The following is a 12,912-nucleotide window of genomic DNA, read 5'->3' as shown; positions in this document are numbered from 1 at the left end:
CCATTGAGCCAATAAATGACAGTATCTGAATCACCCTATTCAATTCTGATTGTTGAAGACGAACCTAAACTTGCCCAATTGCTTATTGATTACCTTCAAGCATCTGGTTATCAAACGCATTGGTTAGCGGATGGTGCTGAAGTGAGCCATTATGTAAAACAGCAACATTACGATTTAATCTTGTTAGATCTCATGTTGCCAGTTAAAGATGGTATTACAGTCTGTAAAGAATTACGTCAGTTTTCAGATATTCCCATCATTATGGTGACAGCTAAAACAGAAGAAGTTGATCGATTACTTGGGCTTGAAATTGGTGCTGATGATTATATTTGTAAGCCCTATAGTCCAAGAGAAGTGGTAGCCCGAGTCAAAACCTTATTGCGTCGTTTTTATCGACCACAAGATATTGTTCAAAGCGATAAATTAGTCGTTATTGATGAACAGGCTTATCAAATCCAATACAACAATAAAATTCTCGATTTAACGACTGCTGAATTTCGTTTACTAAAAGCCTTAGCCACTCAACCCGGCAAAATATTAACCCGTGATCAGCTAATGGATCACCTTTATGATGACTACCGCATTGTGACGGATAGAACCATTGATAGCCATATTAAAAACTTACGACGCAAACTTGAGCAACTTAACGATCAAATTGAATTTATTCGCTCAATTTATGGTCAAGGCTATCGTTGGGAAACTCAAGCTTACCGTTTTCGATGATATTTTTTCAGGAATACATTGAACCTCGCTACACTTAAGCGCTAGAATCCACCCCTTTATGATATACCCCTACCCAATGTGTGGGGGACTGACTTGAAATCAGAACCAGGAAATTTAACCATGTTTACACCCGAATTGCTCTCTCCTGCTGGCTCATTAAAAAATATGCGCTATGCATTTGCTTATGGCGCAGACGCCGTTTATGCAGGTCAGCCACGTTATAGCTTACGTGTGCGTAATAATGAGTTTAACCACGAAAACCTTGCTAAAGGCATTCAAGAAGCCCACGAATTAGGTAAACGCTTCTATGTTGTGGTTAATATCGCACCTCATAATGCTAAATTAAAAACCTTTATCCGTGACTTAAAACCTGTCATTGATATGGGCCCTGATGCGCTGATTATGTCTGATCCGGGTTTGATCATGATGGTGCGTGAAGCCTTCCCTGAAATGGATATCCACCTCTCAGTACAAGCCAATGCCGTTAACTGGGCAACCGTAAAATTCTGGCGTCAAATGGGATTAACTCGTGTGATCCTGTCTCGTGAACTCTCTATTGATGAAATTGCCGAAATTCGTAAGCAAGTTCCTGATATGGAATTAGAGGTTTTCGTTCACGGTGCATTATGTATGGCTTACTCAGGTCGTTGCCTGTTATCTGGCTATATCAATAAGCGTGACCCGAACCAAGGTACTTGCACTAACGCTTGCCGTTGGGAATATAAAGTCGAAGAAGGCAAAGAAGACGATGTAGGTAATATCGTCGAAAAATACACACCAATCCCAATTAAAAACGTTGAGCCTACTTTAGGTGTTGGCGCGCCAACTGATAAAGTTTACTTGATCGAAGAAGCAAAACGTCCTGGTGAATATATGACTGCGTTCGAAGATGAACACGGTACTTATATCATGAACTCTAAAGATTTACGTGCGATTGAACACGTTGAGCAATTAACTCAAATGGGTGTGCATTCGCTGAAAATTGAAGGTCGTACTAAATCATTCTATTACTGTGCTCGCACAGCTCAAATGTATCGTCGTGCGATTGATGATGCGGTTGCAGGCAAACCCTTCGATCCAACGTTGCTAACGACATTAGAAGGCTTAGCTCACCGCGGTTATACAGAAGGCTTCTTACGTCGTCATACCCATGATGCATACCAAACTTATGAATATGGTTACTCTGTCTCTGACACACAACAATTTGTCGGTGAATTCACAGGTAAACGTGTAAACGGTTTAGCCGAAGTTGATGTTAAAAATAAATTTGTTTTAGGTGATAGCCTAGAATTAATGACACCAACTGGAAATATTCAATTCACGTTAGAAGAGCTGTTTAACAAAAAACAACAACCAACCGATGTTGCACCGGGTAATGGTCACATGGTTTATTTATCTGTTCCTGAAGATGTTGATTTAGATTTTGCACTGCTGATCCGCAACCTACAAGGTACAACAACACGTCAACCGCATAAAATTGATGCAGTAGAAGTGAAGTAAAGCGTCATAATCTGATTTAAAGTGGTCAATTTCAAATACAGATCACATCAATAATGATTTGTTTACCGTATCATCAGTTCCGAAAAATAAAGAACTAGAATGAATACAGTAAGACTAGGAACCACCTCCTTGGCAAATCCAATCTCCCTTGGATTTGCCTTTTCTTTTTATACCCTTCTTAATAGCTCTCCTTTACATACAACTCATTCTCTTTTTCGTTATCATTTGTAAAAAAAATAGTAATTTTCTCGATATCCATTACCTTTAAAAGAGTGATTCAATTAAAGGGACTCACCAATGAGTAAAATTAGTTTGCTAATCATTAATGGAAAAAGCGCTGATAACAGTGCATTGAGAAAAGCGGTTTACCAATTACGTAACGAAGGTTTTAATCTCCAAGTAAGAGTGACTTGGGAATCTAGTGATATACGACGTTTTGTACAAGAAGCTATCGATATGCAAGCCGAAACGGTGATTGCCGCAGGAGGCGATGGCACGATTAATAGCGTTGTTTCTGAATTAATCCACCTCTCACCCTCATCTTTACCGACACTTGGTATTATTCCCTTAGGTACAGCAAATGATTTTGCCACCAGCGCACAAATTCCTCGTGATATGGAAAATGCACTTAACTTAGCTGTTAAAGGACGTGCAATACCTATTGATGTAATCGCCGTGAATGAGACCCACTATTTTATCAATATGGCATCAGGGGGCTTTGGAACCAAAATCACAACAGAAACGCCTGAAACGTTAAAGTCTGCATTGGGCGGAGCCGCCTATTTTATTAATGGCCTTTTAAGTATCGATTCTTTAAAAGCGGATCACTGCACAATTGAAGCTGAAAATTTCCACTGGGAAGGAGAGTCTCTTATTTTGGCTATCGGCAATGGCCGTCAAGCTGGCGGTGGACAAAAATTGTGTTCTGATGCCTTAATTAATGACAATAAACTCAATCTCACCATCGTTGAAGCTCATGAACTTCTCCCTTCAATTTTAAGTAGCATGTTTGATAGCAAAAAGAATGACAAGATAATTGAGCGAGAAAGCAGCTGGGTAAATATTAGCGCTTCTCATGAAATGGTATTTAATTTAGATGGAGAACCCCTTTTAGGGGATAAATTTGAATTTATTGTGTTACCTGAAGCGATCCACTGCCGGTTACCGCCTCAATGTGACTTGTTATCTTAATGTAGATAAATGACAATCACTCTCATCTCATCATGAACTGGAGTATGTAATGACTGATATAGTAAGTTTGTTAGGTGCTGATGCGAAATCATTATTAGAACATCGTTGCCAAACCATCCCGAGCGAAAATCTCTACCTGCCAGGTTCTGACTTTGTTGATCGTGTCATGATTGATAACAATCGCCCTAATAGCGTGTTACGTTCAATGCAAACCCTGTTTAATCACGGGCGTTTAGCGGGAACGGGTTATCTGTCTATCCTACCTGTTGACCAAGGTGTGGAACACTCTGCCGCAGCCTCTTTTGCAGCAAACCCACTCTATTTTGATCCGAAAAATATTGTTGAGTTAGCTATTGAAGCAGGTTGTAACTGTGTTGCCTCTACTTATGGTGTTCTTGCTTCTGTTTCTCGTCGCTACGCACACAAAATCCCTTTTCTTGTGAAACTAAACCACAACGAAACCCTAAGCTACCCAGCGCAATATGACCAAACACTGTATGCCAGTGTAGAACAAGCCTTTGAAATGGGTGCTGTTGCAGTGGGTGCGACCATTTACTTTGGTTCACAAGAAAGCCGTCGCCAAATTGAAGAGATTTCAATGGCCTTTGAACGTGCTCATGAATTGGGTATGGTCACCGTCTTATGGGCTTATTTACGTAACCCAGCCTTTAAGAAAGATGGCGTTGATTACCATGCAAGTGCGGATTTAACCGGTCAGGCAAACCATTTAGCCGCCACAATTGGTGCTGATATCGTTAAACAAAAAATGGCTGAAAATAACGGTGGCTTTAAAGCGATTGGTTTTGGTCATACTGATGAGCGTGTTTACACAAAACTCACCACTGAAAACCCAATTGATTTAGTTCGTTACCAATTAGCAAACTGCTATATGGGTCGTGCGGGATTAATTAACTCTGGTGGTGCTTCAGGTAATAATGATCTTGAAGATGCTGTCCGTACCGCCGTTATTAACAAACGTGCTGGTGGTATGGGCTTGATCTTAGGACGTAAAGCGTTCAAGAAGTCAATGAAAGATGGCGTTGCCCTAATTAATGCAGTGCAAGATGTTTATCTAAATAAATCTGTCACTATTGCTTAATTGAACGATTTAATTGTGAAAGCCACTCAACTGAGTGGCTTTTTTTAATGTTGTTGTAGGTAGCCTTACCACCAGCGATGAAAATGGTGTACCGGACCAAAACCTTGCCCAACTTCTAAACTGTCAGCATGTTCTAACGCTTGCTGTAAATAGGCTTTTGCTTGTTCAACACAAGTTTGCCAATCAGAAACTTGAGGACGGATAGCCGCTAAAGCGGCTGAAAGAGTACATCCTGTACCGTGAGTATTTTTCGTATTAACGCGTTTTGAAGTGAATCGCCACTCGCCATCTTGAGTAAATAACCAATCAGGGCTTTCATTTTCAGTTAAATGCCCTCCTTTCATCAACACCGCTTTGCATCCTTGCTTTAGCAAAGCATAACCTTGTTGCTTCATCGTTGTTTCATCTTGAGCGACTTCACAACCTAGCAGTGCTGCCGCTTCAGGTAAATTAGGCGTGATCAAATCAACCAGAGGCAACAGCTGATTAACCATTTTATTAACCGCATCTGGTTGCAATAGCGGATCACCACTTTTTGCAATCATCACGGTATCAAGTACAACAAAAGGAATGGCATATTGCTGAAGTTTGTCGCAAACCACATCAATAATTGAAGCATTAGAGAGCATACCAATTTTGGCACTATCAATTCGAACATCAGATAAGACCGCATCTAATTGAGCAGCAACAAAATCGGGGGATAAATCATAGACACTACAGACACCACAGGTATTTTGAGCAACAAGTGCTGTCATTACTGTCGTGCCATAGACACCCAGTGCGGAAAATGTCTTCAGATCAGCCTGAATACCCGCACCACCACTAGGATCGGTGCCTGCGATAGACAATGCATTGAATCTCACTGATTAACTCCTCCTTTCACCAGTTACAGAAAAGTCGGACTCTGTTAATCAGCAGAGTTACCTTGACTTCCCTACGCTGGCATTATCCAGATCAGGTTATACGGGTTCATCTCAGCCATAAGGCGCCCCGAGCCAAAGCCTGTAAATTCAGGCGATAAGGAGTATCGCATGCTCAAGATAAAGATGCTAGTTTGATAGCTAATCTCAATAATAAGTAATCTATTTTTTGAAAACGTGTGAATAAACATTATCCACATATTTTTGTTTTGGGATAATCTGCACAAAAAATAGGCATCTTGCTAAACAAAACTTACACCACTTAAACGATTTATAAACCAACACAGATTTTTTCTTTTTTTTATTTAACTCTTCTTATTCGTTACTCTATTATCCTGCTGGAAATTAATCTCTTTAGATAAGTTGATGTTATTGATATTAATATTTCAATTAAGTCATAGAAATAGATATTTGGTTAATTTTTATATTGGAAATAACCCATCTTAAATAAGATCTCTTTATTCTTATTTATCAATAGATTATTTTCAATCTAATAAAAACTTAATTTTAAATTAAAAACAATACGCTACCATTAAAAGATAACAATATTGAATGTCTTAAATAAACACATTCATAAATACAACAAACTTGTTTATTTTCTTTATAACCGATTCTTATCCCTTAAGATTTTAGTTAAGAAGTAAAGTTTCAGATACCTCTTATCTTAAATACTTGTCGATTAAATAACACTATTAGTAACGTTTATTTGTCATCACCAGAATCATAGCAATGTCGTACTCGGAGTTATATTATGTTTTCGACCTATTTTCACCCTAGCGTTTTAGCAACCACGTTGTTTTCGCTTGCGTTAACAACAACTGCTTTCGCTTCTGAAAATAATTCCCCCCCACATCAGATTATTACTACAGAAAAACAGCAAACTACCAATAATGTATCTCAATCTAATAACGAAGAGAGTTATTGGGGAAAATTCAAACGTAATGTCAATCAAACTTGGGATAACGACCAATATAATTACTATTTACCGGTATGGACTTGGCATAACCGTTTTACTTACGATAGAGAAAAAACTAATCGCTATAACGAAACACCTTGGGGTTTTGGCATGGGGAAATATCGTTATGACAATGACGGTGATTGGCACTCTCTTTATGCGATGGCATTTATGGACTCAAATAATCGAGTTCAGCCTATTATGGGCTATGGTTTTGAAAAAATGTGGTATCCCGGTGATAAAGACGGGTTCCGTATGGGGGCAGGATTTACGCTAAGCATTACAGCGCGCCATGAATACAACTATATTCCTATGCCACTTCCTTTACCGTTAGTTTCTGTCGGCTACGGGCATCTTTCACTACAAGCGACCTATGTACCAGGCACTTATAACAACGGTAACGTATTATTTGCTTGGTTACGTTGGCAGTAATTTCCTTATTTTTGCTTATCAGAATAAGTGTAAACAATAAAAAGATAGAACATAAAAAACGCATCATTTAGATGCGTTTTTCTTATTCAACAAAATTACTCAATCAATCTGTAATAACTTAAATATCTTGGCTTGCTTGAGTACTATTAGGTGTTTTCTTCATACGGGAAACCTTAAATCCAACCCATAAGAATGCAATCCAGAATGGCATTAAAATCACCGAAATATTCACTTGTGGCATAAATAAAATAATCACTAATATCATGCATAAGAAAGCAAGGCAGATATAGTTACCATATGGATACCAAAGTGCTTTAAAGAAAGGTTCTACACCCTCTTTGTTTTTTGCGGCTCTGAATTTTAAATTCGCCAAACAGATCATAATCCAGTTAAGCACTAACGTAGTAACAACCAAAGCCATTAATAGCTCTAACGCCTGATCAGGTAATAAGTAGTTAACTAAAATACCCAATGAAGTCGCAATTGCAGATAACAGTAACGACACTACCGGCACACCACGTTTATTAATACGAGAAAGTGCATGTGGTGCATTACCTTGTTTAGCCAAACCATAAAGCATGCGACTATTAGAATAAACACCACTGTTATAAACAGACAGTGCAGCTGTTAATACCACAGCATTTAAAATATTCGCGATTAAGAAGTTATCCAAGTTATGGAAAATCAGAACGAATGGGCTTTCACCTTTAACAACTTGAGTCCAAGGATAAAGTGAAAGTAACACTAATAACGAACCGATATAGAAAATTAAAATACGATAAACAACTTGGTTAGTCGCCTTCGGGATACTGACTTTTGGATTTTCAGCTTCAGCGGCGGTGATCCCCACCAGCTCAAGTCCACCAAAAGAGAACATAACAATGGCTAATGCAGACATAAAGCCCGTAAAACCATGAGGGAAAAAGCCTAGCTCCCATAAATTGCTGACAGAAGCTTGAGGGCCGCCATTACCACTCGCCAATAAGTAGCTTCCAAACAAAATCATCCCGACAATCGCTAATACTTTAATAATGGCAAACCAGAACTCTGTTTCACCATACATTTTCACGTTAATCAGATTAATTAAGTTGATTGCCACAAAAAAGATAGCAACGGAAACCCAAACAGGAATATCGGGTAACCAATAGTTAATATATTTACCTGCCGCTGTTAATTCTGCCATACCGACAAGAATAAACATCACCCAGTAGTTCCAACCAGATAAGAAGCCTGCAAATGGGCTCCAATATTTATTAGCAAAGTGACTAAACGAACCCGCAACTGGCTCTTCGGCAACCATTTCGCCTAATTGGCGCATGATCATAAACGCAATAAAACCACCAATAGCATATCCTAAGATAACTGATGGACCTGTCATATTAATTGTTTGCGCTATACCAAGAAACAGACCAGCGCCGACAGCACCACCCAGCGCAATCAGCTGGATATGTCGATTTTTCAGACCGCGCTTAAGTTCTGTCTGTTGCGACTCTCTCGCCATACATCCTCTTCTCTTTATTATTTTATCAACTTAAAGTGTAAACTAATATTTACGATTTTGTTTATTTCAAGCCACCATTAAAACACTATTCTGACTTGAATAACAAATACATTTTATGCTAGGCGAAAAATAATAAGAAAAGCTATCTTTTAGTGATGTTTAGAGGGGAATAATGTGGTAAAGCGACAAAGGCCTTGCTGGAAATCCTCTCCACGATCGCAAAAATTATCTAAAGCCACAAGATAGAGGCCAAAGGTAATGGCTAATGCAATAATTAAGCTAATAATTATTTTCTTTGCGTTCAATTTAAAATCCTTTAAATACATTTTGTTAGTATGACTTATCACATCATAAGCATTCGCTTAAATACGATAACAAAACAGGGAGTTGTTGTTATAAAATCCGCAATCAATTATCTCTATGAGTAAATTTAGCATAACTTTCATTACGAAAGGTAAACGCTTCCTCGACAGACTTCAGATAATTTGCATTATTTTGCTCTAAACTGTATGCAAAATGGTCTTATATTATTCTAAGTACACATTTTGCCAACGATTAGAGATAGCTATCCATTAATATGGGTTTCTCTGTCTGCCATTTTTTGTATAAGATTAGGGAGTTAATTTTGATTTTTACCTTAACTTCATTGATAGAATGGAACTGTAATGCCACAAGATAATCATCTCGCATTGGTTTGCGCGCTAAGTAAATGGATTGAGGAGCATTTAGGTCGTGTTATCCATCTTGAAGAGTTGGCCGCTTATTCTGGATATTCTCTTTGGCACATGCAGAAAATATTTAAAGAAGTCACGGGCACCTCTTTAGGAAAGTATATCCGTCAGCGTAGATTAGCTGGTGCTATTCATTTATTACGCACCAGTGAGCGCTCTATCTTCGATATCGCCCTTGATTTCGGCTTTGGTTCACAATCTCACTTTACTTATATGTTCCGTAAAGAGTATGGCATCACGCCTTTCGATTTTCGGCAAAATCAAGAGATCGTTTTAGAAACCAAACAGCCTTTACATTTACAATCACCTTGTTGTGATTAACCCTTCCATTTATGTGGCATTATGCAGATAGCCTTTAATGTCACATAAATAATACTCAAGCTATGTGATGATAGACCGCTTCGCCCTTCCTTTATCATGATTGCTTTTATTTAATATGGGGATGCTAATGAGTATTAAGCTTATCGCTATTGATTTAGATGGAACCTTGCTCAACAAACAACACGAAATTACACCAGAAGTAAAACAAGCAGTCCAGCGAGCAAAAGAGGCGGGAGTTAAGATTGTATTAGCTTCAGGACGCTCTTTTAATGGCATCTCTCCCTATTTAAAAACACTCGGTCTTGATACCTCTGATTGTTACTGTATCAGCAATAATGGTAGCCAAATCCATCAAGCTGATAATGGTGAAGTTATTATTCAAGATCTGCTTAATTTCGAGGATTACCTCTATTTTGAAAACCTCGCTCGTGAAATAGGCGTCCATTTTCACGTTATTAGTGACAATAAGATTTATACCACCAATAGTCATATTAGCCATTTCACCTGCCAAGAAGCCTTTTTATCTTGGACACCGCTTTATTATCGCCCACTAAATGAAATGCAAACGGACATGTATTTTAGTAAGTTTATGATTGTTGATGCTCCTGCCGTTTTAGATAATGCCATTCAATATCTTCCTGCTAATATTTATGAACAATACAGCATATTACGTAGTGCTCCTTATTTTATTGAAGTGTTGAACACCAATGTCAATAAAGGGAGTGCGGTTCAAAAAGTGGCTGAACATTTAAAAATTACACCAGAAAAAATCATGTGTATTGGTGATCAAGGCAATGATTTAGCAATGCTGAAATATGCAGGTTTAGGTGTTGCGATGGAAAATGCCCCTGAAGAAGTGAAGAAAGCCGCTAAATTCGTCACACTTTCTAATGAAGAGCATGGTGTTGCAGTCGCTATCAATAAATTTATTTAAACACGATCTTTTTTGTGTTTTATCGTGAATGTCTACAAAATTATATAGCAATTGTGATCCTTAGCAGAGGATCACACTGCTTTTCGACCAAAAACATAGCCTTTTATTATTCTATAATTGCTGTTAAATGAGCGTTAAATCTGCCTTTCTTCTTACATATCCTTCAGAATTTGTTACTATCAATTCACTTTTCGTTATTCAAACTGCATTTTCACAACATATTAAGCTGTTAATTAGGCTAGATGTAGAATAACAAATATAAATCATTTATATATTTTCTTCACAGACAGGTAGTTTAAGTTATGCTTTCTACAAAAGATATGCTCGTTCTTGGAATGATGGTTTTTGCACTCTTCCTTGGCGCCGGCAATATTATTTTTCCCCCTATGGCGGGTTTTCAATCAGGAAACCTCTGGTTTAGTACATCTTTAGGTTTCCTTGTTACTGGTGTCTTACTCCCTTTCCTAACCTTAGTTATTGTTGCAATTCGCGGACGTGGTGAGCGTCTTTCAGTTGATTTGCCTTCATGGGTTGCCGTTATTTTCTGGGTAGCACTGTATCTTATCGTAGGCTCTACTTTTGCAATGCCTCGTGTCACCAATACCGCCTATGAAATGGGTTTCTTACCTTTAGGGCTTATTGAGAAAAATACGGCAACACACCTTACTTTTGCACTGATTTTCAATATCACTAGTATGTTCTTCATGCTAAAACAAGGCACCATGATCAGCGCCATTGGTAAGTTTATGACTCCGGCACTGTTAGTCCTACTGGTGGTTGTAGGTATTGCTGTTGTGGCTAAACCGATTTCTCCAATTGGTGAGCCAACAGGTCTTTATGCTGTTAATGGTTTCTTCTCTGGCTTTATTGATGGCTACCAAACCATGGATGTCCTTTCTGCTATGGCGTTCGGTGGTATCGTTGCTCGTGCTTTATATACCAAAGGCATCACTGAACCACGCCAAATCGGTTTTATTACCGTAAAAGCCGGCATGATTTCAGTTTTACTATTAGCTGCGCTTTATCTGTGCCTTTTCTACTTAGGTGCAACAAGTCACTCTGTTTCTGTCTTTGCTGATCCTGCACTCAATGCTACTAACGGTGGTCAAATTTTCTCACGTTATGTTGATGCATTATTTGGCTCTGTGGGTACTTGGCTGATGGGTGGTATTGTTTTATTAGCCAGTATGACAACACTTGTGGGTGTAACAAGTGCTGCCGCAGACTACTTTGCGACATTCTATCATCGTTTAGGTTATCGTTTCTGGGTTGTGGTATTTACATTAATGACCACAATCGTATCAACATTTGGTCTTGATACATTATTACGAGTGACTATTCCTGCGTTATTAATGATTTATCCAACATCAGTCACCTTGGTATTGCTACAATTTATTCGTAATAAATTAAAAGCACCTCGCTTTACCTATCGCTTTACCATTGCAATCATCGTCTTAATGAGCCTTTTCGACACATTGAAACAATTGAAGTGGTTAAATGCTGATTTACTACAATTATTTAGCTATATTCCACTTTCTGATTATGGTTTAGGCTGGGTATTACCAGGTGCGATTGCATTCGTAATTTCGCTGGTTGTCAGCTTAAACCTTAAAAAAGAAAACCTTCCAGTAGAAAATACAGCGAAATAATCATCATATAACACCTAATTTGTAATACTGATTGTAAGTTGATAAAAAAAGCGCCTGCCAAATTTCATATTGGAGACGCTTTTTTTTTGTCTAATTTATCACAGAAAATTTTAAGTTCGGTATTTTTCAATCAATGCCCTTAAAATTGCTTCTGACTGGGCATCAGGGATCCCATTCGCTTTCGTTGCTCTAAAATGCATTTGGAAGGCCTTCACGACTTTTTGTGCATTATTATCTAACACACCATTTGTTGGTGTTTGATAACCATATTGCTGTAATAACTTTTGAAAATTTGCCACATCAACAGGCTCTGAAGGATCTCGACCTGCTAAATAAGTTTGCACTAATTCCTTATCAGGCCAAGCACCTATTCCTTGGTTTGCTAATCTTTCCCAAGGGAATAAAGGACCCGGATCAACTTTTCTTTGAGGTGCAATATCGCTGTGACCTAAAACGTTTTGAGGCTCGATATTATGACGTTCAATAATATCTTTCATCACTACTGACATAGTCACAATTTGATCTGCGGTATAAGAATACCAATACCTAAACTTACCATTATCACGGTAGCCCAGATTGGCTATCTCAATTCCAATGGAGCAATTATTCAGGCTAGTTGCGTCTCCCCACTGGCTAATGCCCGCATGCCATGCGATTTGTCTTTCATCCACTAATGAAGTGATCACTGGTTTTCCGTCAATAGATGAAGGATGTGTGGGGATAAAATAATGACTACTGACTCGCCCCCCAGTAAGAACTCTCAGTGAGCGTTCATCATCTAGCGCGGTATAGTGCATCACCAGATATTTTACACAGTCATTAGCTTCCTGCTTATTAGGAATAACTTTAACTATATATTCACCTCTATCAACAAATTCTGATTGCTTGGCACAACTGGTTAAGAGACTTATTGCAATAAGTAATCCTATGTAATACCGACTAGACCTCATTTCTGA

12 protein-coding genes and 1 riboswitch are annotated in these 12,912 nt (G+C 38.4%); of the genes, 8 read left to right on the top strand and 4 right to left on the bottom strand.

The genetic code is table 11. The features are described 5' to 3' along the window. The first annotated feature begins 15 nt into the window (after nucleotides 1-15). The 4 genes from baeR (at nucleotide 16) to fbaB (ending at nucleotide 4,513) form a co-directional block, all read left to right on the top strand. Entirely contained in the window at nucleotides 16-723 is a 708-nt protein-coding gene (baeR, locus tag DK857_RS05190; protein ID WP_109401718.1) for an envelope stress response regulator BaeR, read from the top strand. 120 nt (nucleotides 724-843) lie between these two features. Beyond that, nucleotides 844-2,223 carry a prephenate-dependent tRNA uridine(34) hydroxylase TrhP gene (trhP, locus tag DK857_RS05185; RefSeq protein WP_109401717.1) on the top strand — a complete coding sequence of 460 codons (1,380 nt, stop codon included), beginning with the start codon at nucleotides 844-846 and terminating at the stop codon, nucleotides 2,221-2,223. Nucleotides 2,224-2,520: 297 nt separating this feature from the next. Beyond that, nucleotides 2,521-3,414 carry a lipid kinase YegS gene (gene yegS / locus DK857_RS05180; protein ID WP_109394003.1) on the top strand — a complete coding sequence of 298 codons (894 nt, stop codon included), beginning with the start codon at nucleotides 2,521-2,523 and terminating at the stop codon, nucleotides 3,412-3,414. 49 nt (nucleotides 3,415-3,463) lie between these two features. After that, complete coding sequence (gene fbaB, locus DK857_RS05175; protein WP_006533078.1) at nucleotides 3,464-4,513, top strand: class I fructose-bisphosphate aldolase; 1,050 nt, start codon at nucleotides 3,464-3,466, stop codon at nucleotides 4,511-4,513. 65 nt (nucleotides 4,514-4,578) lie between these two features. Here the strand turns inward: fbaB and thiD are convergent, their stop codons facing one another. Further along, nucleotides 4,579-5,376, bottom strand: coding sequence for a bifunctional hydroxymethylpyrimidine kinase/phosphomethylpyrimidine kinase (gene thiD / locus DK857_RS05170; RefSeq protein WP_109394004.1), 798 nt, complete (start codon nucleotides 5,374-5,376; stop codon nucleotides 4,579-4,581). Between the two features lie 51 nt (nucleotides 5,377-5,427). Beyond that, a riboswitch (TPP riboswitch) is annotated at nucleotides 5,428-5,516 on the bottom strand. 668 nt (nucleotides 5,517-6,184) lie between these two features. Between thiD and pagP the strand changes: the two genes are divergently transcribed. Then, complete coding sequence (gene pagP, locus DK857_RS05165; RefSeq protein ID WP_109394005.1) at nucleotides 6,185-6,820, top strand: lipid IV(A) palmitoyltransferase PagP; 636 nt, start codon at nucleotides 6,185-6,187, stop codon at nucleotides 6,818-6,820. A 118-nt stretch (nucleotides 6,821-6,938) separates the two neighbouring features. Here the strand turns inward: pagP and DK857_RS05160 are convergent, their stop codons facing one another. Both DK857_RS05160 and mgrB read right to left on the bottom strand, forming a co-directional pair. Further along, entirely contained in the window at nucleotides 6,939-8,321 is a 1,383-nt protein-coding gene (locus tag DK857_RS05160; RefSeq protein ID WP_109394006.1) for an amino acid permease, read from the bottom strand. Nucleotides 8,322-8,470: 149 nt separating this feature from the next. Next, nucleotides 8,471-8,626: a PhoP/PhoQ regulator MgrB gene (gene mgrB / locus DK857_RS19335; protein WP_226892284.1), complete on the bottom strand. Its 156-nt coding sequence runs from the start codon at nucleotides 8,624-8,626 to the stop codon at nucleotides 8,471-8,473. A 360-nt stretch (nucleotides 8,627-8,986) separates the two neighbouring features. Between mgrB and DK857_RS05150 the strand changes: the two genes are divergently transcribed. The 3 genes from DK857_RS05150 to brnQ all read left to right on the top strand — a co-directional run bounded on the left by DK857_RS05150 (nucleotide 8,987) and on the right by brnQ (nucleotide 11,956). Continuing rightward, on the top strand, nucleotides 8,987-9,373 hold the full coding sequence (locus tag DK857_RS05150; RefSeq protein WP_006533085.1) for a helix-turn-helix domain-containing protein: 387 nt from the start codon (nucleotides 8,987-8,989) through the stop codon (nucleotides 9,371-9,373). A gap of 127 nt (nucleotides 9,374-9,500) precedes the next feature. Beyond that, on the top strand, nucleotides 9,501-10,307 hold the full coding sequence (gene yidA, locus DK857_RS05145) for a sugar-phosphatase (protein ID WP_109394007.1): 807 nt from the start codon (nucleotides 9,501-9,503) through the stop codon (nucleotides 10,305-10,307). 302 nt (nucleotides 10,308-10,609) lie between these two features. Continuing rightward, nucleotides 10,610-11,956: a branched-chain amino acid transport system II carrier protein gene (gene brnQ, locus DK857_RS05140; protein ID WP_109401716.1), complete on the top strand. Its 1,347-nt coding sequence runs from the start codon at nucleotides 10,610-10,612 to the stop codon at nucleotides 11,954-11,956. A 110-nt stretch (nucleotides 11,957-12,066) separates the two neighbouring features. Here the strand turns inward: brnQ and DK857_RS05135 are convergent, their stop codons facing one another. After that, nucleotides 12,067-12,906, bottom strand: coding sequence for an N-acetylmuramoyl-L-alanine amidase (locus tag DK857_RS05135; RefSeq protein ID WP_109401715.1), 840 nt, complete (start codon nucleotides 12,904-12,906; stop codon nucleotides 12,067-12,069). Between the last annotated feature and the right edge of the window lie 6 nt (nucleotides 12,907-12,912).

Source organism: Proteus terrae, from assembly GCF_003144325.1.
In the GTDB taxonomy this organism is placed as follows: Bacteria; Pseudomonadota; Gammaproteobacteria; order Enterobacterales; family Enterobacteriaceae; genus Proteus; species Proteus terrae.
Note: the sequence above shows the minus strand (reverse complement) of the source record. Positions and strands in the feature narration are given on the sequence as shown.